Origin of the sequence: Flavobacterium sp. AJR (assembly GCF_002156885.1) — a bacterium.
GTDB lineage: Bacteria > Bacteroidota > Bacteroidia > Flavobacteriales > Flavobacteriaceae > Flavobacterium.
In genome coordinates this window covers 1-24,916 of sequence record NZ_NCWQ01000034.1, presented here as the reverse complement: position 1 = coordinate 24,916, position 24,916 = coordinate 1, and the positions used below count along the sequence as shown (strand labels likewise).

Below are 24,916 nucleotides of genomic sequence, written 5' to 3'. Positions count from 1 at the left end.
GAAGAAAGAGGCTAGAGGCAAGAAAAAAGACAAAACTCTGTTTTGAAATCTTGCTTCTTGTTTCTTGTATCTATTCTCTAATTACGAAGTGGTTTTCCTTTAGTTAACATATATTGAATTCTTTCTAATGTTTTTCTCTCAGTACAAAGAGATAAGAAAGCTTCACGTTCGATATCTAATAAATATTGCTCAGATACTAAAGTAGCTTCAGATAAATCACCACCAGCCATAACGTAAGCAAGTTTGTTAGCGATTTTCTTATCGTGCTCAGAAATGTATTTACCAGCTTCCATTTGATCTGTTCCTACTAAGAACATTCCTAATGCTTGTTTACCAAGAACCTTAACATCAGTTCTTCTGATAGGTTGAGTATAACCAGCTTCAGCCATTAACAATGCATGTTTTTTAGCTTCGGCAATCTGACGGTCTTTGTTTACCACAATAATATCTTTACCATGTTGTAAAAGTCCAGTGTCAAAAGCTTCGTAACCAGAAGTAGACACTTTTGCCATAGCAATAGTTAAGAAATACTCTTGAAGAACATTCAATTCCACATCATTTTTACGGAATAAATCAGAAGCTCTTAAAGCCATTTCTTTAGATCCACCACCACCAGGAAGTACACCAACACCAAACTCAACTAATCCCATATACGTTTCAGCAGCAGCTACAACTTTATCAGCATGTAAGCTCATTTCGCATCCACCACCAAAAGTCATTCCGTGAGGTGCTACAACAACGGGAATTCCTGAGTAACGAACACGCATCATAGTATCCTGGAACATTTTGATAGCCATGTTTAACTCATCATATTCTTGCTCAACAGCCATCATGAAAATCATTCCGATATTAGCTCCTACAGAGAAATTTGCTGCTTGGTTACCAATAACTAAACCTTGATATTCTTTTTCGGATAAGTCGATTGCTTTATTGATAGCCTGAAGTACATCGCCACCAATAGTATTCATTTTAGATTGGAATTCTAAGTTTAAAATTCCATCTCCAAGGTCTTGGATAATTGCTCCACTATTGCTCCAAACTTTTTTGCTTTCGCGAATGTTGTTCAGGATAATAAATGAATCTTGACCAGGAACTTTAGTTTGTGATTTTGTTGGAATGTTGTAAAAATAAGTAGCACCTTCTTTTACAGAGTAGAAGCTTTTGCTTCCAGAAGCTAACATATCGTTTACCCATGCAGCAGGAGCTAAACCTTCTGCTTTCATGATTTCGATTCCATTTTCGACACCAATAGCATCCCAAATTTCGAAAGGACCATTTTCCCATCCGAAACCAGCTTTCATGGCATCGTCAATTTTATATAATTCGTCTGAGATTTCAGGAATTCTGTTTGATACATAAGCAAACATTCCAGCGAAACTCTTACGGTAAAATTCTCCAGCTTTATCTTTTCCTTTTACAAGAACTTTAAAACGGTTGATAGGTTTATCGATAGTTTTAGTTAGCTCAAGCGTAGCAAAATTTGCTTTTTTAGCAGCACGATATTCTAATGTATCTAAGTCAAGAGTAAGGATATCTCTACCTTCTTTTTTGTAGAAACCTTGTCCTGTTTTGCTTCCTAACCAATTATTCTCCATCATTTTTGTGATGAAATCAGGAAGTTTAAACAATTCGTGTTGCTCATCTGTTGGGCAGTTTTCATAAATACCGTTGGCAACGTGCACCAAAGTATCCAAACCAACTACATCGACAGTACGGAAAGTAGCCGATTTTGGACGACCAATTACTGGACCAGTCAATTTATCAACTTCTTCGATAGTTAATCCCATTTCTTTAACTAAGTGGAATAAACTTTGGATACCGTAAATACCAATTCTGTTTCCTATAAATGCTGGAGTATCTTTAGCAACAACCGAAGTTTTTCCTAAAAATTTAGATCCGTATTCGTTTAAGAAATCCAATACTTCAGTTGAGGTTTTTGGACCAGGAATAATTTCAAATAATTTTAAGTAACGCGCAGGGTTAAAAAAGTGAGTTCCGCAGAAGTGTTGTTGGAAATCTTCGCTTCTTCCTTCGCTCATAAAATGAATCGGAATACCAGAAGTGTTAGATGCTACTAAAGTTCCTGGTTTACGGAATTTCTCGATTTGTTCAAAAACTAGTTTTTTAATATCAAGACGTTCTACAACAACTTCTATAATCCAATCAACATTGGCAATTTTTGCCATATCATCAGTCGTATTTCCAGTCGTAATTCTGTTTGCGAATTTCTGACTGTAAATAGGAGAGGGTTTAGATTTTAATGAGTTAGCAAGATGTTCGTTTACAACTCTATTTCTTACTACTTTGCTTTCCAGAGTTAAGCCTTTTTTAGTTTCGGCCTCTGTTAACTCACGGGGAATGATGTCTAGGAGTAAAACTTCCACACCAATGTTAGCAAAATGACAAGCTATTCCTGAACCCATAATTCCGGATCCAATTACGGCAACTTTTTTAATTGTGCGTTTCATTTTCTATTTTTTCTGTTTGATTAAATATATTTTTATCTTGTATTAATTCATTTATGATTTCTGCCACCTCAATAAAATGTTTTAATTTTTCTTCAGAAACGTGATTTCTAACTGTTTCATTAAACTTCAAGACAGTATTTTTAGATAAGTCTCTTTTTTCTTTTCCAAAATCAGTTAGATAAATCAAAACCCCTCGTCCATCGGTTGGATTTTTCTTGCGAACAATCAATCCTTTGTCTTCCATAGATTTAAGCGTTCTGGTTAAGCTAGTAGCTTCCATTCCCATTCTGGGACCCAATGCCGTCGATGGAGTGCCTTCCTCTTTATCGATACTCAATAACGCAAAACCAGTTGCCATTGTCGCATCATATTTTGCAGCCTCCTCATTGTACATCCTTGATACAGCTTGCCATGTTGCTCGTAAAATATAATCTATAGTTTTTTCTTTCATTTGGTAGATTGTATTTGATTATTTAATTTTAATGTGAAATACTTAGATAATATCTTATACATTAATTAAAATCGAATTCGTCTTGTTGGCAACTATATCGATTTCAAATATAATAAAAAAATATTATGCACGCATAGTATTTCTAAAAATATTTTTTTGTTAATTAAAAATTTGCTCTGAAATAGAGTCTGTTAAGTTCTTTTTTGAATGAAATATAATGTTTTTTTTGAAATTTTTATTATTCCAATATTCTAAAAACCACATCAGGCCAGTAAATTAGGAATTTAGATTATTGCTATTGAAAGATAATTCTTCGATTTAAAAACAAGAATAATCAATCCTCATATTTAAGTAAAGCTTTCCTAAGTTTATCTTTTATTCTCAATCGCAATCCATTGGGGCTAATAACTTCCAATCCGTCACCAAAACCTAAAAGCAAACGCTCAAATTCATAATTAGTTTTAAGTTTTAGCGTAATAATAATACTTCCGTCTTCATTTTCTTTTTCTAGTTTTTGCGAAGCATGAAAAGGCTTTGTCAAAACATAAGGCGCATTTTCTTTATCAATCCAAAGTTCTATTTTTCTTGCATTCATACCTTGGTTTACAGTAACCCCAACCACATCTTTATAAAATTCTTCGGCATCAAAATTTTCCTCTATATAAGGTAGGTTAAAATCAAAATCGATATTGGTGATTCTGTCAAGAGCCAAATTGGTAATAGGCTGAGAATCTTTTTTCTTCCCAATTAAAAACCAACGATTATTAAACTCCTTTAAAATAAAAGGATGGAAATTGAATTTTTGTTCCTCTTTCGATTTAAAAGATTTATAAGTAATAACCAGAACAATCTTCTTGACAATAGCCTGATAAATTTCGTCCAGATAATGCAAACCTTTAAGGTTCTCGTTTTTATCCAGATAAATAACCGAATTAGTATGCGATTTCTCCGAATAGATTTTATCTTCCAAACGCTGCAAAATATCCGAGACATCGCTAAACAAAGAAAAATCCTTAAACTGTTTTAGCATCGATACCGTTTCAGTCAAAACATTCATATCCGTTTCCGTTAGCGGAATATCAGTAATCGAGAAATCTTCCTCATCATACTTATAAAACTTCTTATCATAAACGACAATAGGAGCATTGTATCCCAATTTCTCACTTCGCATAAGCTGAATATCCATTTGTATCGTACGCTTACTTATACGGTTTTCGCGGCCTTCATATTCAAATAAAGCATCCGAACATGCTTCGATTAAATCATCAAGAGTCCAGGTTCTGTATTGATTCTGCAGACACTTATCGATTGTTTTATAGCGAATTAATGCATTTTTGTTTTGTGACATACTATGTGTTTTGCTGCAAAGACCCGAAAGCACTAAGTTTTTTTCTCGCTGATTTTGCAGATTTTGCAGATTTTTTTTGAATCATTTTAATCCTTTAATCTGTTGCTTAAAAAACTTTGCGACTTCGCTCCTGATATTGCGTGATTAATTTGTTTAATAATTATTTGGGCGTGTCCCGCTGAAAAAGCGGGTCGGGCTTTCGGCTTTATCTTTTGTTCCGTTCCACTTCACAAAAGGATATCGCCTCTATCCCTCACGCAAATCAACTTTTGTGATAAAAATAAGCTTAATGATTTTACTGCGCAAGTGGTTTGCGTACAAAAAAGATAGTTTTTATAATAAAATGAAATTATACTTAAAAAAAAAGAAATCCTATTGATGTTCAGAATTATAAGAAATAATGCTAATATTTTGAATATTTTTCATTTTAAAAATTAAAAAAAGAAGAGATTATTACTAGTGTTAATTTTGATTCCAAGAAAAACGCACCTACTTTTGCGACCTTAAAAATTTGATTTACACCATATGGGGAAACTTTACTTATTACACCTACATTTTTTTTTTATAATCACAAGTTCAGTTTATGGTTTTAGTACAACCGATAAAAGTAATTTTTCCACCAATAAAGATTACAAAAGTCTAATTTTACCACCCAATGTCGATTTTAATTTTACCAATGACGGAACTTGTTCTGGAACTCCAGTAACATTTAATCCAGTTGTAAGCGGTAATACTCCTTTTACCTATAAATGGGATTTTGGAGACGGAAGCACTTCTACCAATAGTAATCCAAGTCATTTATTTAATGCAGTTGGTTGCGGATTTCAGAACTTTAGCGTAAGCTTAACCGTTACAGATGTTAATGGAGACTCTAATACAGTAACAAAAGTTATTTCGGTAAAGCAAAAACCAGATTTAAAATTTGGGAATGCAAATGCTCCAGGTTCACTAAAACCTTTTGAGCGATGTGGAGACAATAACTCAAATCCTAAATACAGTATTAGTGTTGCTAATAATTCTGCTTCTATAGGATGTATTACATCTTATAATGTAGATTGGGGCGATGGTAACTCCGAAACTAACGTTGTTTTTCCTAAAACACATGAGTATCAGAAATTAGGTTCTTTTAATATGGTAATAACTGCAATAGGTAATAATAGTTGTAGCAATTCTATTACCTATGTTGTTAAAAATTCCAATAACCCAATAGGAGCACTTATAGCTCCGGGTAATACAATCAATTTATGTATTCCTGTTGACCCAATGCAATTTGCTATTGGTTCATGGGGGCTTAATCCTTCAGATACTCAGTATTATGTTAACTATGGCGATGGAACAAGCGATACTTATTCACAAGCACAATTAGAAAGTTCTATTTATTATAATGCTGCAAATCCAAAAGCTTCGTTAAATTTTCCTATTCCCCATAAGTTCATAAGAGCTAATTGTGATACTGGAGGAAGTTTGGTTGTACTAACAATTAACAATGTCTCTTGTGGGACATCTACATCTCTTACAGCTGGGCCTATTATAATATTAGATGTACCCAAGCCGAGCTTTAACGTACAAAGCATCGCATGTGTTAATGCAGCTGTTCATTTTTCTAATACAACTTATGCAGGATATACCAATAATTGTAGCACAGTTAATGTTTACACATGGGATTTTGGAGACGGAAGTACCTCTAAGGATGTTAATCCTTATCATGTATATTCAGCACCAGGAACCTACACAATCAAGCTGAATGCAACAACGCCTTGTGGAGTTGGTATCGAGACAACAAGAACAATATGTGTAGAACCAGTTTTACAACCCAACTTTACTTTTGATAATGCATGTGCTTCAACTAATCTTCAAATAAACAATACTACAGACACAAGTTTTAGTTGTGGAACCGAAAGTTATTATTGGGATGTTACTAGTTATTACGAAGGATATTGTGGTAAAGAGTCAGTGCCAGGATTAGGAAGAGGACAATGGAATTTTGCAAATGGTACAAATTCATGGTCAAAAGATCCTATTTTTAATTTTACAATGCCTGGAACTTATTATGTAAGATTAACAACCAGAAATTCATGCGGATTAGAGCGAGAGATTATAAAAGCAATTCCAGTAAAAAAGCCGCCAGTTACGACCCTAAAACCAATTTCAGATTTTTGTAATTCAGCAACAATTAACCCTGTTGGAACAGTAGAAGAAACTTGCTCACCAAGTTCCGAAATTACGTATCTATGGAGCTTTCCAGGAGGAACACCTTCTACATCTACATTACTCAATCCAGGGCCAATAAATTATACAGTTAGTGGTAACTATGTAGCTACTTTTAGTGTTAGCAATAGTTGTGGAACTACAACAAAAACAGCCCCTTTTTCTGTAGATCTAGTTCTTTCTCCAGTTATAAAAGATAAAACATTAAAAATATGTAGTGGTAATAGTTTTCAGGTTACACCGGTTACCAACGGAATAGATAATGTGCCAGCACGAACAACTTATGTTTGGTCAACGCCAGTAGTTTCTCCTGCAGGAGCAGTAACAGGAGCAAGTGCAGAATTTTCTCCAAGAACAAATATTAGTCAGTATTTAATAAATAATACCGCCAATCCTGCTACAGTAACCTACACTGTATCGCCAATATCCAAGGTGTGTCCCGGACCTAATTTTACAATTACAGTAACAGTAGATCCATTAATAAAGGTAATCGAAACAACAAAAAACAGTACTTGTTTTGGAGCAAACGATGCTTCTATTACAATAAATGTAACAGGAGGAATTCCTTTTGTAACAGCAACCCCTTATACTTTTTCATGGACAGGTCCTAACGGATTTATAAGTACCGATAAAGATATTGCTAATTTAAAACCCGGAGGGTATACTTTAAGAGTTATTGATAATGGTAATTGCCCATTTACAAAGACGTATTATTTTAGTGAGCCAGGATTATTTCAATTTTCAGGAAGTAAAAACGACATAACTTGTTTCGGATCTAATAACGGAAGTATTTATTTATCAACATCAGGAGGAACACAGCCATATACATATGTATGGACAAAAGACGGAAATCCTTACACAGCAACTACAGGAAGCCCTAATAATCTAGGACCTGGAGTTTATGGAGTTACAATAACCGAAGTTAATAATTGTAATATACTTACAGGAAGTTATGAAATCATCGAACCGCCATTGTTAAAGGTAAAATTGGAGAGTCAAGTTGATATTTTATGTTACGGATATTATACAGGTGAAATTAATGTAAGTACAACAGGAGGTCGATTTACCGAAACATCTCCAGGAGTTTTTAATTACCGATATAGCTGGACAGGACCAAACGGATTTAGAAGTAATCTTCAAAATTTAAAAAATCTTGCAGCAGGTACTTATGATTTGACCGTTACAGATAATTCTAATTGTACCGATAAATTGCAAGTTGTATTACTTCAGAATGATGAAATACGTTTAAATTACAGTAAAACTGAAATAGCATGTTATAATTATGCCAATGCATCTATAACCATTAATAGTATTACAGGAGGAGTTCCGTTTGCAACAGGAGATCCATATATTATAAAATGGAGCAATTTAGGAACAGGTTTAGTCCAAAATAACTTGTCAGCAGGAACCTATATCATTACAATTACAGATGCATTAGGTTGTCCAAAAGTGTTTCCTATAGTTATAGATAATGCACCAGTATTTACAATAAACCCAGATGTAAAGAACGTTTCTTGTTTTGGTGCAAATGATGGTCATATCCGACTAAACCTTGTAGGAGGAAAAGCGCCAGTTTCTTTAGTTTGGGATGATAACTCTACAGCAGGAATTGAACGTAATAACATAGGCCCAGGAAAATATAGCGTAACAATTACCGATGGTAAAGCCTGTGTAATAAAAGAAACCTTTATTATAATAGAACCTTTGTTGTTAGAAATAAGAGCCGATGTTTTAAATCCATTAGATTGTGTTGATGCAAACACGGGAGAAATCAACTTAGTTGTTACCGGGGGACTACCACCATTTACCTACACTTGGTCTAATGGAGCAAAAACGGAAGATTTGACTAAAATTCCACCAGGTACTTATGCAGTTACTGTTACAGATGCCAATGGTTGTAAAAAATCAGAAGAATGGAAAATTACCCGATTCGACCAACTTACACCAACAATAGAAGTCCTAACAGATTTTGATTGTAATACTAAATATGTACATCAAACTTATGTAGGACACGTAAAAGGAGGGATTCCACCTTATACTTTAAGCTGGTCCGATGGAGTTGTTTCAGGTCCTAATAACGAGATTATGAATACCGAGAATAATGGTTTAATTATATTTAGTGTTACCGATAGTTTTGGTTGTACAGCAAATTTCCCGTATAATGTTAATAAACCAGTTTTAGGAATAGCTAATTATTCTACAGGTTCATTTGCTAAAGATGTTTATGATTTGTATTCTATTTACGATCCAATTTTATTTACAAACTTAGCAACAGGCGATTTTACAAACATATCTTGGGATTTTGGTGATGGAAATTTTTCAAACGAAGAAAGTCCTAAACATATCTATACCAGAGAAGGAACTTATACCATAAAACAAACTGTAACATATCCGTTTGGTTGCCAATATAGTTATACATCTACAATAGTAGTCGAAAAAGGATATAGTTTAGTAATGCCAAATGCTTTTACACCAAATAATGACGGTTATAACGACACGTTTGCCCCCGTATTTTTAGGTCTGGAAAACATCACTCTCGATGTTTATGATACCTGGGGAGGAATTGTATATTCCGAAACAGGAAAAAATATTAGTGGATGGAACGGACAAATTAAAAATCATCCAGCCGAAAACGGAAACTATTATTTTAAAATCACGGCAAAAACCTTTTACAATCATACCGTAACCGAAAAAGGAGCATTCACATTACTTAAATAAAAGCAACAGATTACAATGAGATTAAAACTATATATTACAATAATTATTACCTGTTGCTTTTTTTCAGAAACAAGAGCGCAAGACCCAATTTTTACACAATACTTTTTAATTCCCGAAACATTAAATCCAGGTTTTTCTGGATTTATGGAAACAACATATGCAGGTATCGTTCACCGCGAACAATGGCCAGATCTGGATTTAAAAATAGATACCGATTATGCGTTTGTAAATACTTGGAACGAAAATATTAATAGCGGTTATGGTATAAGTGTTTTAAACCAAAGAGAGAATCTAACCAAGTATAACTACACGCAAATAAATGCCAATTATGCTTATAGAGTAAAGCTAAATGATACTTGGTATTTTAGACCAGCCATTGAAGCTGGTTTCGGATTAAAGTCATTTGCATTTCAAAACTTATTGCTCGAAGATCAAATTAATATAAGAACAGGAGTTATAAATTCAAGTTCGATAGATCCGATGTTAAAAAATGACAAAGTCAGTTTTTTCGATTTCTCGGCAGGAATGGTCTTTAATACCGAAAGCCTTTGGATTGGTTTATCGATGAAACACCTTAACAGACCTAATATTTCCTTTGCAGCAAACGGAAATGTGCCTTTGGATACCTTTTTCTCACTAAGTTCAGGTTACGAATTCCTTCTGGCAGATTATGTAGATGTGTTATTCCTACCGTATGAAACCAAATTGCTTATAACCTCAAATTATATGCAACAAGGACACTACAATCGATTTGATTTAGGAACATCAATCCAGTTCGAAAAAATATTTTTTGGAGCAACAGCAGTTACCAATCCATCAAAAAACGGAATAAACAGAGAGTTACTTACCTCAATAAACCTTTTTACTGGATTGCAATATCAAAACCTAAAATTAGGACTTTCATACGATTTAAATACATCGAGTATGGGGAGAACAGGAGGCGTTTACGAAGTTTTATTAACGTACCAATTTAACTTAAGCGTAAAATGCTTTGGCTGTCCTAATTATACAGGAAGATAAACAGAAGTTATTATCTAATCAACAGTTTTAGCCTAATATGGGCGTGTCCCGCCGAAAAAGGCGGGTCGGGCTGTACGCTGTATCTTTTTTGGGCGAAAAGCCCAAAAAAGGATGCCGCTCCCATCCCTCACGCATTACAATAATAATGCAATTTCTTTCTCTATATTCATTCTCGCTTTCACTTCATATAGATTCCTGAATTCCTCCGTTTGAAAAATAAAATCATTCTCAAGAAAATGTTTCAACGCTTTCGCACGCCCCGGTTTATAGAGAAAATCAGGATAAATGCGATATTCTTTTCTGATTTGTTCAAAGTAAATTTGATACTCATTCCAATCTCGGGCAAGAATTTTCAAATCAAAATCAATTAACCAATTAATATCTTCGATTTCATTAAGCTGATGAAGCTGCGTCGCGCAAATAGTATCAAAAACCAATTGACTATCAAAAACGATATTTTCAGGTAAAATTGATAATGCATATTTGGCACTTTTAAGTTCATTATCTTTTTTAGAACTCTTATAGACATAATCATGGTAAAAGATAGCGTACAAAACTTCATTAGGGAATTCTAGTTTTTGCAAGTAAGTATCATAACATTTAACCATATCAGCAATATGAGTAAGATTATGGTAATATCTGGATTTATTGGAATATGCCTTTTCTAAATCCAACCAATTACGCTGAATCTCTTTTTCTTCAAAACCAATATTTATAAGCAGTTCAGTATATTTTTCTTTTAGATTCATAGCATTAGTTTACCCAAAAATAGGATTCTTTTTTAACTACGCAAAATAATTGCGTACTACTGTTGAAATCTTTGTATCATCAAATTAACACAACTAACAATGAAAAATACTTTTCCATATCCGTATTATATTTATGGTTCTGATGATTCTACAGACAAGGATGTGATTATCGTTGTTACAAAAGAAGAAATGCCTAAAACGCAAGAAGAAAGAAAAAACAAAGTACTTTTTCTTTCTAAAGAATATAATTTGAATTGGAATGCAACCTTAGCAGTTATTGAAGATGGAAAAATTTCGGATACTATTTTTACAAAATCATGGATTGATTCACTCAATAATGCATTGTTAGAAACATATAGTTTTCATCAGCAAGATTATCCTTTATTGATAACCAGAAAGCATATAAGAAATAAAACCCTGGTAATCTATAAAGCAGTTCGTACGGTTTTGACAATGTTAACACGAACTGAATACAGAACTCAGATTCGCCCCATTATAAAAGGAATCCATAATTTTAATTTGAAATTGGATGCACTTAGCAAAATAGATTTTGTTTCACTTTCAGAATTCAATCAGAAGAATACAAGTGATACCGATATTTGGAAAATTATTGCTTTTTATGTTGGACAAAATATAGCTTTAATTGAAAATGACATTGAAATATATACCAAGAAGAAGCTAGTAGACCATTATAATGATTTGAAAGTGTTTATCTATAGAAAAATAATTACTGTAGATGATAAAGCAGTGCTACAGGAATATATTAAGTATTGGCTAAAAGTACTTCATAATTTTGGAGAATTTAAATCTGTAAATGGTTTCTTGACTTGTAATGATGAATGTATTGATATGGTAAATGAGAAATTTTAATTCTTCAGTTGTCAAAAAATCTTTGTCAAAGTTTTAAAACTTTGACAAAGATGCCGATAAAGATTTAAATATATTGAATTGCCTCCTGCTTCAGCTGGAGGTATTCATAATGGAATTAGAAAAGGCTTTAGCCAAAACTTATATTTTAGCTAAAGTCCCTTGTTCACCCAAAATCAAAATTTTAATTATGGATATTAATAAACACTTACCGTATATAATAAGAGCTTTACTTTATCATATTACCAAAAACATGAGAATTATTTATATAACCAAAAATAAGCACGAAGAATTTTGTCTAAATATTATATTTGAAGAAATTCCAACTCAAGATGAAATTGAATTGTTGATTGATACAACAGGAGAAATGGACTGTGATTTGATTTTTAAAAATACTACTTATAATTATTTAGTAACAAAAGAAAGTATTGGTGAAATACTTAAATCAATTAATAATGATTTTTATTTAGTTTACGCAAGAAATGAAGACTAGACGAAGTGTTCTTGCTAATGAAATTATCGTATGCACTGGCAATTGCCTACTAACTTCGTACCCACTTTAATTAGTTAGATGTATAATTAAATAACAAAAGCAACCTATCTAAAGGTTGCTTTTGTTATTATTAAGATAAGTAAAAACTAAATAATAAAAAAGAGAACTAACCTCTATGAATCTTATTATGTCAACAAAATGTATTTCTTTTATATTTCTTACTACGCAAAATAACTGCGCACCAACTACAAACCTTTGTATCATCAAAAAGAAAGGCCTTGTAGCTTAAAAGGAAAAGCCTACAGAAAAATTACTAGCTGTAGAGTTTGCGGATATTCCGGTTAGACTCGCGCGGACTAATGGGTAGAATTTACAGAAGCACCGAAATCGTTAGGGAAAGTAGGGAAGCGTATTTAGAGCCGCAATGCCCGAGAGGGAATATGAGTTCGAATCTCATCAGGGCCACAAAAATGAATCTCATTTTGAGTAATTTGAATTATTCAAAATGAGATTTTTCTTTTTCTGTGCAGAATAAATATGTAGTAATGTGGGATATTTATGATATTAAATTAATAGAGTTAAAATAAAAATAGTTTTTCCTAATATCTATTTGTTTTATCACAATTGTAAATTATTTTGCTCGAACAATTCTAGTTTCAGAGTTAAAATAAACTTCTACAGAATCTTTATATCTTTTTTTAACGATTAAACCATTTATAGGATAGTTAAGTTTGAGTTTGCATAATTTTGAATCTATTTTTAATAAGACCACTTCCTCATTTCTTTCTTTAGATCCAATATAACCAAAATAAACAAGAGCTGGCCAGCGAAGGTTTGGATTTACTTTTGAAGTTGCTGGGACAACTATTTTCTTTACTGGTGTATAATTCGAGATTGTTCTTTTAGTAGTTGCTACTACAGTTTGAAATTGCTTATTTAAAAACGGATCCCGGTTTATTTTCTCCAATTCAAAAGTATCTTTGTTAATTTGATTGATACTTATGTCACCTTGTTGATCTTGCTTTTCAAAAAATGTTTCATTGGCCGAAAATTGACGATTCAATGCTTTATATCCAACGGTACCCCAAAGAGCAAGAACCAGAATAATTAGAATTATATTTATTTTCTTTTTTGCCATTTTTAATTCACTGTGAGCTTGAATTTTGTACTATTTACTCCAATGTTTCCAGCACCATCAATTGCCCTCACTCTCCAATAGTATATGCCTTTGGTAGGAATTGTTTGTTGTAAGGTTGGTGTATTACTATTTTTAGTTTCATATATGGAATTAAAATCGACATCATTAGAAAATTCAATTATATAAGAAATAGGTGATTTTGCACTACCTACATCCGTGGGAATGCTCCATGTATATGAAACATTAGTATTCGCGATTTGAGTAGAGTTATCAGCAGGTAAGGTGTTCTTGGGTTGATTAGGAGCAGTAGTGTCAACGTTAAATTTACGGGCGGAATATTGTTTTGTTTCCGTATCGGCATTTTTGGCTTTCAATCTCCATTCATAAGTTCCATCAGCTAAAGTTGTCAGGGCCAGAGTTAACGAGGTAGTGGTCAGGTTCGGTTTGGAATCCACTTCCTGGCCGGTGGCTACATTGACAAGTTTAACACTATAACTGGTTGCATTCTTTAGGGCTTCCCAATTCAGGGAAACGTTTATAAAATTCACAAATTTATCATTTTCAGGACTTATCAGAATTACTTGCTGATTGGTCAGGTCATCGGGAATTGTAGTGGAGAAATTTGATGGAAAGGAATAGATTGATTCATAAGCATAATTTTCTCCCCTTACTCTCCATATATAATTTCCCGTAGCCAAGGGCAAAGTAATACTGGTTTTATTAGTCGTTATTAAGGAATCCAGTATTAAGACCTGATCTGATTGATAGATCTGAACGCGGTATTTATCAGCACCATTGAGGTTATTCCATTTAAAACTAACCACATTGCTTTCAATTTTAGAATTGTTTACAGGTGAGATAACCTGAACCGTATCATTGCTAATATCCTCTTCAAGAATGTCATCACAAGAATAAGTAAGGATGGCCAAGGCAATAATTATTATTTTATTTATTGTTTTCATAGTTTTGGAAAATCATTTTTAAATGTAAAACTTCAGATTTATTATTCTTTTTTATAGTGTAAAACTTCATGCTTACTATTCTTGAAAGATTAAAATTTTTCTCAAAATTATAAGCGAGGTTTAAAAGTTGATTGCTATTTCCTGTTACGTCTAACTGATTTGTAATAATGTGATAATCTTCTTCAGGAAAGTCATGAATAGGTTTTAAATCACTAATTGAAACTTCGGGAGAATTTTCAGACGCAAAACCCACAATTCCTTGCTGTACCATTTCTTTTGTAACCCCTTCCTTTCCAATAATTTTATCTAGATAAGCAATGTCTTTGGCTAAAGTATTTGTGTTTTTTGCTTTTTTGTTAATATCATCTGCTTTTTTTGATAGTGTTCTATACTCTGTAATCACATCAAATAAAGAATGAAAAGATCTTTTGTACGCTGTGATCGACAGTATAAAAAAGAGACCAATTAAGGCATAAAATTTTTGTTTATACGAATAATTTTCAAACATTTTTCAGCGTTATTTTTATTTCAAATATTGATTTGTTTTTTTTATCCTTTTTTAGACTAATGATCTCAAAACGTTGCAGCCAATCCATTTTTTTTAAACTCTCTAACCAATTGTTAAAGGAAGATTCCTGAAAAGTTTCTCCTTTAATCACGATTGTTTTAGAATCAAAAAAAGCTTTTTTATTTTCTTTATACTCTTCTTTTAAGGGAATAATATTCACTTCATTTAAGGAAATATTACCTGGAATCGTTTTAATGATTTCATAACCATAATAAGAAAGAAACTTAGAAGACAAAACTCCCGACTCCTTTAATATGTTTAGTTTTTTCTCTTTTTGTGCTTCCAGATCGAGTATTAATTGATAAGATTGATTTGAATATACTGTTTGCAGATTCAATTCTGAATTTTTAGTACCATAGTATTGTATCAGAAAATAACTTATAATTAATGAAGTTAAAAATCCAACAAGTATTGTTATTCCTAAAAATCCAAAAGCTTTCTTATAAATTAATTCTTCACTGCTTAAAGAAGTGTTGATAGTTTTTGATACATCTTTTGATTTGACAAAAAAATGAATTATTACACCATATAGAGGCAGGAACGTACTTGAAACTATTTCTTCTCCTATTTTATAATCTGATATTTTAAGGCTTTCATTTTGCTTAGCAAAACTTATTAGCTTATCATCTTTAAATTCTAAACGTAAATCGTTTGAAATTAATACTTCTTTCTTCAGGACATTATTCAACAAAGCAGCTAAAAAAGAACCGATATAAACATCTACAATTTGAAAACCATTTTTTCGAAACTTTGAAATTGTTTCTTCCACAATATTTTTTCTGCAAAAGCTGATAAAGTTCGATTTTAAACCCTTAAAATCTGTATAATAAATTGCATTGTGATCTATGTTTTTCTGCCAATTTACATCGGTTTCATTTTCGAAATTAATTTCTTTATTTAAAATTCCCTTTCCTTCTATGACTATTAAAAGAGGAGTTTTTTTATCGGTTATTTTAACTAATGCTTCAAAGTTTTCAAAAGTTTGTTTTGACACAATAGAAATCTTATTTGCTTTCTTTTTAATAGTGAGCAAATTATAGATTTCGTAATCTTCTTTTTTGATTACACCAACGACATTTATGTCATTCAGTTTTATAAATTTAGATAAAGTTGCTAACATTAATATAGAACTGTTGGTTTAATAAAAATGTGAAGTTTAGAATCACTTTTTCCTTTTTTTCTACTACTAAAAAACCATTTTATAATTGGTATTCTTGAGATTATCGGAGTTCCTGTTCCGGAATTTTCTTTCTTAAGTTCATCTAAACCACCAAGCAAAATCATCTCTCCATTTTTGACTCTTACTAAAGATTCAAATTTTTGAGTAGCTTTCCCTGGAGGAGCATCTTCACCAACTCTGGCTAAGAAAGAACTTTTTTCTACAGCAATTGTTAATGTTACATTTTCGTCTGTAGAAACGTAAGGTTTAATGGATACACTTAAATTTGCATCAGTAGATTTCCATGTACCTGAATTCAAAATGTCATTTCCTATATTACTGTTAATTAATCGGTTATTTTGTTCAAAATAGTAACTAGTTTCCCCAATTGATAATTTTGCTTCATGTCCGCTTATTGTTGCAATTTTAGGTGTAGATTCTATTTTTAATACGGAATTATTTTCAAGAAGTTTCAAGTTTAAGTAAAACGATTCAGTTACTTTTCCAAGTTTAAAAAGGCCAAAACCATTGAAGGCATCGATTAGACTATTTACCGAAGATCCGTTTAAAGTTACATCTGAATTAGGGAACAATACGCCGCTCGTTTTTGGTGTGTTTATTTTATCTAAACCTGCTTTCATTCCAGTTTGTATATCGTATGATTTGTTATATTGTACAATAATTACTTCAATTTGTACCATAGGTACAACTTTGTCGATTTGTTTGATATAAACTTTTAACTCTTCAAGAATAGATCTTGATCCAGAAACGATTAAGCCGTTTAATTCTATAAATTCTTTAATTTCTAATTTTTCAGAGAAAACTTTAGGTAATGAAGTAATAATTGATTCTATTGACCTGTTTTCTAACTGAATCATCTCGGTTATTCTTAGACCTTCTGTAGCTTCTTCTCCAATCAAATAAAAGTTATCTTGTTTTTTATAAGTATATTTTTTTCCCTTAAAAATATTAGCAAGTAAATCATCAAAAGTAATATTGTCAGCAGAAAGTGTTGTTTTTTCGTTTTCAGGCTTATTGTATAAAAAATAATTTATATGCAATTTTTCAGCAGCTTCAGTAAGCAAGTCAGATGCATCTGCGATGTAAGCATTCACTTGTAGAAAACCATTTTTGTTAACGTTGATTTCATAAAATCCGGGAACACCCAGACTAACTTTTGGTTGTTTAGATTTTGCAGTATTTGCTTGTAAACTAGCATTTGCTACTGTATTTTTTTGTAGGAAATAGAATCCGTTATCATCTTTGGTAGCTGATAAATCATTTGATTTGGACATCATTTCGATTACCTGATCGAACGGACGATTTAAAATATAAGCTGAAATTCTAATGTTTTTTACATCTGGAGCTAGTATTAAATTTTTACCAGATTTATCAATAATTGCTTTTGCAACAGCAGATAAAGTATCGTTTTCTAGCTTTACCGATAAGAAGTCATTTTGAGGATTGTACGTAATATCAATGATTTTTGGCTGTTTTTTTTCGACAATTGCTATTACTTTTCTTTTTTTGAAAATAATGATGTTGTTCATGAAAGAGACTTCCAGATCGTATTTTTGTACCAAATGAATGAAAACATTTTTGACAGTAACGTCAAAAAAATTATTGGCTACTGGCTGGTTTAAATCAGTGTCAATGTCGACATTTAATTGATGTTCCTCGGCAATAGAAGAAATAAAATCATGCAATGTAAGTCCAGAAACGTCAATTTTTATAGTTTCGTTCAGTCCTTTTTTTTGTATGGATAATTCGTCAAATTTTTGATTTAGTTCAACAATATTTTGCTGTGCTACAATAATATTTGTGAAAAGTAACGCAGCTAGTACGTAAACAATCTGTTTAAGCATTTTATTTATATGTTTATTAAAATTGAATATATTTCTTCAAGAGAAGTTTCTCCTATGGCTAAAATATCAAATGCTTTTTGTGGTAAGGATTTATAATTTTCATCATTACTGTATAATTTAGTAATGGTATTATTTTTAATCGCTTCCGTAATCGTATTGTCGATATTTAAAATTTCATAAATAGCTGTTCTTCCTTTATAGCCTGTATGAAAACAATTGTTACAACCAACAGGTTTATAATAATAGGTAATTTCATAAGGAAATTTAAAATTCAGAGGAAAATCTTTTGGATTGCATGTCGTTTCTTTTTTACAGTTCTTACATAGTTTTCTAACCAACCTTTGAGCGACTGATAGATTTAAGGTTTCAGCAATTAAATAGGAGGGGACTCCCATATCAATTAATCTCGAAATAGTTCCTATTGCTGAATTAGTATGTATGGTTGATAAAACCAAATGTCCAGTTAATGAAGCACGAATAGCCATTAATGCTGTTTCTGAATCACGAATTTCTCCTAGCATAATAACATCAGGATCCTGACGTAAAAATGATTTTAAAGCTGATGAAAATGTTAATCCGATATCTTCTTTTAATTGTACCTGATTGATTCCTTTTAAAGTATATTCAATTGGATCTTCAACTGTTACTATATTTCGTCGACTATCATTTAGTAACCTTAAAGTAGCGTAAAGCGTAGTTGTTTTTCCTGAACCGGTTGGACCGCTTATCAATATAATTCCGTTTGGTTTTTTTACTGCTTCAAGGTAGCTTTCAAGTTCTTCTTTTTGCAGGCCTAAAGTATTCAAATCAATATTAGAGGCGTCCTGACCTAAAAGACGCATTACTATTTTTTCTCCAAATAAAGTTGGTAAAATAGAGACTCTGATGTCAAAAGATTCATTGGTAATCCTTCCGTCCTGAGGAAGTCTTTTTTCGGTAATATTTAATTTGGCTTTAATCTTGACTTTATTAACTAATTCAAGATAATTTTCGCGTTCTATTTTGTAACGTTCAATCAATTGTCCGTCAATTCTAAATCTAATACGAGAAGAATCTTCGTAAACTTCAAAATGAATATCACTACATTTTAATGATTTTGCCTCTGTCAATAAATTTTCCAGAAAATCACCTTTATCTACATTTAGAGATTTATTTGAGCTTAATGCTCTTTCTTTTCTATAATAAATTGATAATGCTTTTTCAATTTCAGAAGCAATGATCGGGTAAAAAATAATATTTTTTCCCAAGAAAAGTTCTAATTCCTCCTTTGCTTCTTCATTATTATTAGAATCATCAACATATAATTCTAAAGTATCTTTAGAAGAAGATTTAGGTAATATTCGATACTGATTGGCAAGGTCATTAGATACCATGTGCTGGACTTCAGATTGGATTTCGATATCTTGTGTCATTATAATAAAGTGATTTTTTGAAAAAACATGAAGTTGTCTTTCAGGATCATAATAATTAGAAACAAAGCTGAAAATCCGGCCAAAGGAACAGTCTCTTCTTTAATGAATTTCTTCAGTCCAAATTGCATTAGAATAGCAAATAAGAGTGAAAGTATAAAAAATAAGATATAATTTCTTAATAAAAATAAGGGGGTAATAGCAGTATAAAATAATAAATCACCTAATCCAAAATAATGTTGGAAAGGGTTTAGGAATTTTTTAGATTTCATACTCATATAAGCCGTTAAAATGCTTAATGTAATTAAAAAGAAACCTAAATTAAAACCAATGATTTTAAATAAGTTAATGCTTTTAATGGAGATTAAAAAGATGGATAAAACGAAAATTATTAAGGGTAAGATAATATGTATTCTCCTGTATTTCAAATCCTGTATAAAAATTGCAATTAAACATAATAACAAAATTACTGGGGCTATTTTCAATTTATTCTTTTGTTACTTCAGTTAATATTTTTTTGCTGTCAATTTCCCAGGTATTAAAACTTCCATCACCATCTAAGTCAGATGTTGCAGTAGCTCTTGCAGAAAAAGAATCATTCGAAGCTTCTAAGATTTCAATTTTGTAGACTGCTTGCCCACCTTCATCAACGGTTTTCTCCTGTTCAAAACCAATTTCTTCTAAACTACCTGAATATTTTGAGTGTCTGTAGAAATAACTTTTCTCTAGGCCATAAACCTGATTAAGCATCGCTTGGGCTTCAATAGCTTTAGCTTGACCAATTACAGATGTTTGGTTTGGTAATACCATTAGTAAAAGAATACCAATTATACACAATACAATTAAAATTTCTGTTAAGGAATATGCTTTAACAGTTAATTTTTGGTTTAATTTTTGGTATTTTTTAATCGTATTTAACATTTATGTGTTTTTTTCTTTGTTAAAATTTGTTAATTAATTGCGGGCAAAAATACAAATAGAATTGTAATAAAAACTATTTATTTATAATTTTACTTAAGTCAAACATTGGAGCATACATTGAGACCATAATTACACCTACAATTGCTCCAATTACTATAATAATCATGGGCTCTAGAATAACGCCAATCATCTTGGTCTGATGGCTAATTTCTTCATTATATTGCTCAGTTAATCGCTCAAACATAGTCTCGAGCTGATTAACCTGTTCAGCGACTTCAACCATAGAAACCATTTTGTTTTCAAATACACTGTGTCTTTTTAGACTTTCATGTAAAGAGGCTCCTCTTGTGATATCTTCTTTTATTTGCTCGATTGCTATTTCGATAGGATAAAAACCAATCATTTTTGCCGTGAGTGACAATGAATTTATTAAGGTTGTTTTAGATGTAATCAACAAGTTCATAGCCTGACAAAAACGAGAGATATAAATTTTGCGAATCAAATTTCCAAAATAGGGAATTTTTAAAAGCATTTTTGTAGTGAATGATCTGTAGCTGTCCTTACCTTTTAACAACATATGTATTGCTATTAAGCTAACAATAATTCCAATTAAAACTGAAAAAATTAGCCCTGAATGATTTGATATTTTTAGGATAATCTGAGTGCTTTTTGGCAGTTCGCTTCCAAATTGCTTGAAGACAGAACTAAACATCGGAACAACTTTATTGAGCATAAAATACAAAACTAAAATCGTGACTAACATGACAATTGTCGGGTAAGTCATAACAGATATAATCTGTCTTTTCATTTGAATTTTCCGATTAAAATATTTTTGTAATTCTAGCAGAACTTCTTCGAGTTTTCGTGTTTCTTCACCAATTTGGATACTGTAATATTCGTAAGCTGAAAACTGATTAGTTTCTCGCATTGATTCATAAATACTTCTTCCTTCGACTACTTTTTCTTTGATTTGAAGAATCAGTTCTTTTTCAAATTTACTGGCTGACTGATTACTCAGAATCTCCAATGCTTTTTTAAAGTCTACGCCTGATCTTAAAAGCATACCTAGTTCTCTGTAAAATATCTCCTTTTTTTTATCAGAAAGTTTTTTAGAGAATTCAAAAGAACCGGTTTCAATTCTGAAATCCTTTTTCTCAGCTTTTGGCGCTTTATATGTACTTAAATCAAAACTCATTGTTTTTTTAGTTTTTCTAATAATTCATTAGGATAAATTCTTTTATAAAATCGCAGATCTATTTCTTTTTTATTTGTTTCAATATTCAGTTTTACTTTCTGAAACATAAATTGCTCTGATTTACTTTTGACTGTATCTACGATCATTCGATTTAACTTGATCCTGAAAGTATCGATAAACGTTTCACTATTTCTCAAAATGTAATCATCTGAAAATTGATAAGATACTCTTTCTCCTGTGTATCCGTTAAAGTAAATTTCATTTTCTAGAACGATCATTTTTTCTTTCTCAAAAATATCTTTATTTAGACTATATGTTAATCTATTCAGGTCGTTGACTAATTGGTTTTGGCTTTTAAAATCGAGCATTCTTCCAGTAATAATCGAAAATATAACAAACAAAACCCCCATGATAATAGCCGTTATTGCCATACCAACGACTGCCTCAATTATAGAGAAAGCAGGTATTGATTGTGAGCTATTGCGGATTTTGAACATAAAAACTTTTTTTAAACTTAAATTGCGTACTGTCTTTATATTCTATTGAAATTTTTTTTAAATTATCATTTATCCTTTCTTCTTCTATAAGTAAGTTATCGTCTTGATTTTCGTTTGAAATTGAATCGCTTTTTAACTCAGATAAATAAAATAGCTCGTTGACTTTATTTTGAGTACCATAAAATTTAGCAGATGTTTTTGGCGTATAAACTGATGCAAAAATCATTATGGCAAAATACAAACAAATTGAAATTATTGTAAGCGCGATAACTGATTCTAATATTGAATTGGCAGGAAGTTTATAATACTTTTTTGATAACACTATAAGTTGTTTTTTGAGTGTTAAACAATGGAATCGAAACAAAATAAGCTGGACGTTTTTCTGTATTGATTTCAATCTCGCTAATCATATTTTCGTAGCTGGATGATGCTGTTTTTAGGAAAAATCTATTGGTATAAACCGATCCATAAACATTGCTTTTGAGCATTAACCTTCCCGAACAATACAAATCCCCAAAGAGTAATCCTTTTTCATCAATTTCAATTATGTTTTTATCAATAAGAGTATTCGTATTGCCAAATAAAACGACTGCGCCCGTTATCTGACATTCTTTTTTTATTTTTATTTTAGACTCATCTGCGCTTTCATTATATACACAGATTACTGATGGATAATTTAGTACTACTTTTTCTTCTAGTTCAATTCCTTTAGTTGCAAATGCCTGAACGGTTCCCTTAAATCCTTCTTCAAAAGTTATTTTAGGAGCTATTAAAATCACATCCTCGAGAACTGTATTTTTTTTGACCCGAATAGAATCTTCTGAGCGTAAAATAAAGTTGCCCTTGAAGATTATATTGCCAAGAATCGATTTTACCTGAATCTCTTTTGTTGTATTAAAAAATGAATTGAAATACAAAGAATCTTTAGGTTTGTCTATATCGGCAAGTTTTGATTTTTCTGATTTTATGCCTTGAAATATCTTTTTGAAATCAGGATTTATTTCAGGTAATTGAGGTTCAGAAAGTGTTGTTTTGCCTTCTGTAGTAAGTTGATTTAAACTATTGTTGATATAAGAGGTTTCGATAAAAGTACTTGGTAATTGGTTGTTGCCAATAAGTTTTACTTTTCCAGAATAGAAAAGTGATTTGGATAAATTAGTTAAATAAACGGCATTTTTATCCAGATTTTGTGCGCCAACAAAGTGTACCGAAGAGACAGTGTCATTTGAAATATAGGATTGTGCTAAAACCAGTGAGAGTAATCCGTATTGTTTTGTTTCGTAGCTGCCTTCAATGTTTGAGTTTTCGTCTTTTTCAATTTCTGAAACAACGGTTTTATTACCTAGAGCAAAATTTAAAACCGATTGATTTTGGATATAAAGTTCTTCCTGCAGGTTATAAAACAAATTAAGCTGATTGTATAAATTAGAAAAATACAACAGTGCTCCACAAATAATAGATACAATTAAGCAAACATAAATGGCATACAACAAACTATGTGCTTTAATCATTATTTAGGTGCTTTATCTTTCTTCTTGAAAAGGCTTTTAAAGAAAATTTCTATTTTTGTATCTTTTTTAGGTTCTTTTTTAGCTTGTTTTCTAGCTTCTTTTTTCGCAGCTCTTTCTGTTTTTTTAGTGGTAGCTTCAGTTTCTTTTTCTTTTTTAGCTTTTTCTTTTGCGATTGCTTTCTGTTCTTTGGCTATGGCTTTATAATTAGCAAGTTTAACAGCGTCAGAAGTTAGTTCTAAATCTTTTTTAGCTTCTAGGTCATTTTCTAACTTGGTGTTTTCCTGCTTGATTCTGTATTTCTCAGATTTAGTAAAGGTTTCTTTTTGTTTAACGATTATGCCCTTTTTATAAGTTGTTATTTCTTTCGTTTCTGAATTTGTCCATTGCCCAGTTTTGATGTTCGAACTGAATTTTCCGTTCTCTACCAAATTTCCACTTTCATTATATCTGTAATATTCTCCTGAACGTAATCCTTTGCTATAGGAAATTGTAGTGGCTAAAACACCATTTTGATGCCAGGTTTTCCATAATCCAACACGTAGGCCGTTTTTAAAATAACCTTGTTCTGCCAATTGATTACTATGGTACATTTTGACAAACTTGTCGTCAAGTACATCGCCTGCAATACCGCCTTGGGCTTCATGTATAAGTCCTCCTTTGAACCAATAATAAGTCTTGTTTTTTTTAGGATTTACTTTTTTCTCTGAAGTGTAGAATTCATACCTAAATTCTTTGTCAGAAATTCTTTTGAGCGCATAGGGATCTCCAAATGAAACTAATGTGAAAGCAAAAAAGACTAAGATAAAACGTGTTATTATGTATGTTTTCAAGGGGCAGCTGTTTTGTTTAAAAATGTGCGCAATTTACTTTTTTTTTCTTAATTTACAAGGAATGCATAAGCTTGTTAGTACTATTTTTTTTATTAAAAGAAACTGGTAACTTTTGTTTTCTTAAAATTTAGCTTTAAATATTGAGTTTATTTTTTTAAGGGATGGTTATTATTGTTTAGAAATAAATTGAAGTTCTTATACAGAAGTAATAATCCTTATATCTTTTTACTTTGTTTATAAAACCAGAGAATATCACCTGAAATTTATTTTTAAACAGATTAAAACTGAATTATGAAAATTTTCAACATTGTTTTTTTGTATTTAAGAGATAAAGTATATCTCTTTAAAATCTTTCTGCTTTTATTCTCTTTTTGAAATTTTAATAAATTAAGAGATATGGCAATGATAGTTGAACTCTGTTTAAATCGTTTTTTTTGATTCATAGAGGTTATATTTATAAGTCTTATCCATTTTGTTTTGCTCAAATACATAGTTAAAAACCATAATCAACTGTATTTTTTACCAAATGGAGTATGTTT

20 protein-coding genes are annotated in these 24,916 nt (G+C 31.4%); 4 read left to right on the top strand and 16 right to left on the bottom strand.

All coding sequences use genetic code 11. The annotated features are described in order from the left end of the window. Window positions 1-77: 77 nt before the first annotated feature. The 3 genes from B8T70_RS10485 to B8T70_RS10475 all read right to left on the bottom strand — a co-directional run bounded on the left by B8T70_RS10485 (window position 78) and on the right by B8T70_RS10475 (window position 4,267). Complete coding sequence (locus B8T70_RS10485; RefSeq protein ID WP_086894816.1) at window positions 78-2,468, bottom strand: 3-hydroxyacyl-CoA dehydrogenase/enoyl-CoA hydratase family protein; 2,391 nt, start codon at window positions 2,466-2,468, stop codon at window positions 78-80. Then, window positions 2,452-2,919, bottom strand: a complete 468-nt coding sequence (locus B8T70_RS10480; RefSeq protein ID WP_039113946.1) for a MarR family winged helix-turn-helix transcriptional regulator — start codon at window positions 2,917-2,919, stop codon at window positions 2,452-2,454. Before B8T70_RS10480 ends, B8T70_RS10485 begins: the two co-directional genes overlap by 17 nt. A 334-nt stretch (window positions 2,920-3,253) precedes the next feature. Continuing rightward, complete coding sequence (locus B8T70_RS10475) at window positions 3,254-4,267, bottom strand: YafY family protein (protein ID WP_086894815.1); 1,014 nt, start codon at window positions 4,265-4,267, stop codon at window positions 3,254-3,256. A gap of 525 nt (window positions 4,268-4,792) precedes the next feature. On the opposite strand from B8T70_RS10475, the gene B8T70_RS10470 reads away from it, so the two are divergent. Both B8T70_RS10470 and B8T70_RS10465 read left to right on the top strand, forming a co-directional pair. Further along, window positions 4,793-9,193 (top strand): PKD domain-containing protein, encoded by a 4,401-nt coding sequence (locus B8T70_RS10470; protein WP_086894814.1) that lies wholly within the window; start codon window positions 4,793-4,795, stop codon window positions 9,191-9,193. A 15-nt stretch (window positions 9,194-9,208) separates the two neighbouring features. Continuing rightward, window positions 9,209-10,213: a PorP/SprF family type IX secretion system membrane protein gene (locus B8T70_RS10465; RefSeq protein WP_039113949.1), complete on the top strand. Its 1,005-nt coding sequence runs from the start codon at window positions 9,209-9,211 to the stop codon at window positions 10,211-10,213. A gap of 134 nt (window positions 10,214-10,347) precedes the next feature. Here the strand turns inward: B8T70_RS10465 and B8T70_RS10460 are convergent, their stop codons facing one another. Next, window positions 10,348-10,962 (bottom strand): hypothetical protein, encoded by a 615-nt coding sequence (locus tag B8T70_RS10460; protein ID WP_086894813.1) that lies wholly within the window; start codon window positions 10,960-10,962, stop codon window positions 10,348-10,350. Between the two features lie 99 nt (window positions 10,963-11,061). On the opposite strand from B8T70_RS10460, the gene B8T70_RS10455 reads away from it, so the two are divergent. Then, window positions 11,062-11,832 (top strand): hypothetical protein, encoded by a 771-nt coding sequence (locus B8T70_RS10455; protein WP_086894812.1) that lies wholly within the window; start codon window positions 11,062-11,064, stop codon window positions 11,830-11,832. A gap of 109 nt (window positions 11,833-11,941) precedes the next feature. Further along, on the top strand, window positions 11,942-12,322 hold the full coding sequence (locus B8T70_RS10450) for a hypothetical protein (protein WP_086894811.1): 381 nt from the start codon (window positions 11,942-11,944) through the stop codon (window positions 12,320-12,322). 631 nt (window positions 12,323-12,953) lie between these two features. On the opposite strand, the gene B8T70_RS10445 is transcribed toward B8T70_RS10450, so the two are convergent. From B8T70_RS10445 to B8T70_RS23600, 12 genes are all read right to left on the bottom strand, one after another. Beyond that, window positions 12,954-13,460 (bottom strand): hypothetical protein, encoded by a 507-nt coding sequence (locus B8T70_RS10445; protein ID WP_086894810.1) that lies wholly within the window; start codon window positions 13,458-13,460, stop codon window positions 12,954-12,956. Window positions 13,461-13,462: 2 nt separating this feature from the next. After that, a complete protein-coding gene (locus B8T70_RS10440) occupies window positions 13,463-14,422 on the bottom strand; it encodes a hypothetical protein (protein WP_086894809.1) in 960 nt (319 codons plus the stop codon). Further along, on the bottom strand, window positions 14,406-14,930 hold the full coding sequence (locus tag B8T70_RS10435; protein WP_086894808.1) for a hypothetical protein: 525 nt from the start codon (window positions 14,928-14,930) through the stop codon (window positions 14,406-14,408). The genes B8T70_RS10440 and B8T70_RS10435 overlap by 17 nt, the downstream gene beginning before the upstream one ends. Further along, window positions 14,923-16,110 carry a hypothetical protein gene (locus B8T70_RS10430; RefSeq protein ID WP_086894807.1) on the bottom strand — a complete coding sequence of 396 codons (1,188 nt, stop codon included), beginning with the start codon at window positions 16,108-16,110 and terminating at the stop codon, window positions 14,923-14,925. The genes B8T70_RS10435 and B8T70_RS10430 overlap by 8 nt, the downstream gene beginning before the upstream one ends. Further along, window positions 16,110-18,014: a type II secretion system protein GspD gene (locus B8T70_RS10425; RefSeq protein ID WP_086894806.1), complete on the bottom strand. Its 1,905-nt coding sequence runs from the start codon at window positions 18,012-18,014 to the stop codon at window positions 16,110-16,112. Before B8T70_RS10425 ends, B8T70_RS10430 begins: the two co-directional genes overlap by 1 nt. Window positions 18,015-18,019: 5 nt before the next feature. Continuing rightward, window positions 18,020-19,426 carry a GspE/PulE family protein gene (locus tag B8T70_RS10420; protein WP_086894805.1) on the bottom strand — a complete coding sequence of 469 codons (1,407 nt, stop codon included), beginning with the start codon at window positions 19,424-19,426 and terminating at the stop codon, window positions 18,020-18,022. Window positions 19,427-19,909: 483 nt separating this feature from the next. After that, window positions 19,910-20,344: a type IV pilin protein gene (locus B8T70_RS10405; protein ID WP_086894802.1), complete on the bottom strand. Its 435-nt coding sequence runs from the start codon at window positions 20,342-20,344 to the stop codon at window positions 19,910-19,912. Window positions 20,345-20,417: 73 nt separating this feature from the next. Beyond that, window positions 20,418-21,539 carry a type II secretion system F family protein gene (locus B8T70_RS10400; protein ID WP_086894801.1) on the bottom strand — a complete coding sequence of 374 codons (1,122 nt, stop codon included), beginning with the start codon at window positions 21,537-21,539 and terminating at the stop codon, window positions 20,418-20,420. Then, entirely contained in the window at window positions 21,536-22,036 is a 501-nt protein-coding gene (locus B8T70_RS10395) for a type II secretion system protein J (protein ID WP_086894800.1), read from the bottom strand. Before B8T70_RS10395 ends, B8T70_RS10400 begins: the two co-directional genes overlap by 4 nt. Beyond that, window positions 22,017-22,358: a hypothetical protein gene (locus tag B8T70_RS10390; RefSeq protein ID WP_242667451.1), complete on the bottom strand. Its 342-nt coding sequence runs from the start codon at window positions 22,356-22,358 to the stop codon at window positions 22,017-22,019. The genes B8T70_RS10395 and B8T70_RS10390 overlap by 20 nt, the downstream gene beginning before the upstream one ends. Continuing rightward, window positions 22,336-23,547 (bottom strand): hypothetical protein, encoded by a 1,212-nt coding sequence (locus B8T70_RS10385; protein ID WP_086894799.1) that lies wholly within the window; start codon window positions 23,545-23,547, stop codon window positions 22,336-22,338. Before B8T70_RS10385 ends, B8T70_RS10390 begins: the two co-directional genes overlap by 23 nt. Beyond that, a complete protein-coding gene (locus B8T70_RS23600; protein ID WP_123912096.1) occupies window positions 23,547-24,377 on the bottom strand; it encodes a toxin-antitoxin system YwqK family antitoxin in 831 nt (276 codons plus the stop codon). Before B8T70_RS23600 ends, B8T70_RS10385 begins: the two co-directional genes overlap by 1 nt. Window positions 24,378-24,916: the final 539 nt, after the last annotated feature.

Bases quoted from the DNA above. Each gene is read 5' to 3' on its own strand.
- B8T70_RS10485 (WP_086894816.1), bottom strand. From the start codon at position 2,468: ATGAAACGCACAATTAAAAAAGTTGCCGTAATTGGATCCGGAATTATG.
- B8T70_RS10480 (WP_039113946.1), bottom strand. From the start codon at position 2,919: ATGAAAGAAAAAACTATAGATTATATTTTACGAGCAACATGGCAAGCT.
- B8T70_RS10475 (WP_086894815.1), bottom strand. From the start codon at position 4,267: ATGTCACAAAACAAAAATGCATTAATTCGCTATAAAACAATCGATAAG.
- B8T70_RS10470 (WP_086894814.1), top strand. From the start codon at position 4,793: ATGGGGAAACTTTACTTATTACACCTACATTTTTTTTTTATAATCACA.
- B8T70_RS10465 (WP_039113949.1), top strand. From the start codon at position 9,209: ATGAGATTAAAACTATATATTACAATAATTATTACCTGTTGCTTTTTT.
- B8T70_RS10460 (WP_086894813.1), bottom strand. From the start codon at position 10,962: ATGAATCTAAAAGAAAAATATACTGAACTGCTTATAAATATTGGTTTT.
- B8T70_RS10455 (WP_086894812.1), top strand. From the start codon at position 11,062: ATGAAAAATACTTTTCCATATCCGTATTATATTTATGGTTCTGATGAT.
- B8T70_RS10450 (WP_086894811.1), top strand. From the start codon at position 11,942: ATGGAATTAGAAAAGGCTTTAGCCAAAACTTATATTTTAGCTAAAGTC.
- B8T70_RS10445 (WP_086894810.1), bottom strand. From the start codon at position 13,460: ATGGCAAAAAAGAAAATAAATATAATTCTAATTATTCTGGTTCTTGCT.
- B8T70_RS10440 (WP_086894809.1), bottom strand. From the start codon at position 14,422: ATGAAAACAATAAATAAAATAATAATTATTGCCTTGGCCATCCTTACT.
- B8T70_RS10435 (WP_086894808.1), bottom strand. From the start codon at position 14,930: ATGTTTGAAAATTATTCGTATAAACAAAAATTTTATGCCTTAATTGGT.
- B8T70_RS10430 (WP_086894807.1), bottom strand. From the start codon at position 16,110: ATGTTAGCAACTTTATCTAAATTTATAAAACTGAATGACATAAATGTC.
- B8T70_RS10425 (WP_086894806.1), bottom strand. From the start codon at position 18,014: ATGCTTAAACAGATTGTTTACGTACTAGCTGCGTTACTTTTCACAAAT.
- B8T70_RS10420 (WP_086894805.1), bottom strand. From the start codon at position 19,426: ATGACACAAGATATCGAAATCCAATCTGAAGTCCAGCACATGGTATCT.
- B8T70_RS10405 (WP_086894802.1), bottom strand. From the start codon at position 20,344: ATGTTAAATACGATTAAAAAATACCAAAAATTAAACCAAAAATTAACT.
- B8T70_RS10400 (WP_086894801.1), bottom strand. From the start codon at position 21,539: ATGAGTTTTGATTTAAGTACATATAAAGCGCCAAAAGCTGAGAAAAAG.
- B8T70_RS10395 (WP_086894800.1), bottom strand. From the start codon at position 22,036: ATGTTCAAAATCCGCAATAGCTCACAATCAATACCTGCTTTCTCTATA.
- B8T70_RS10385 (WP_086894799.1), bottom strand. From the start codon at position 23,547: ATGATTAAAGCACATAGTTTGTTGTATGCCATTTATGTTTGCTTAATT.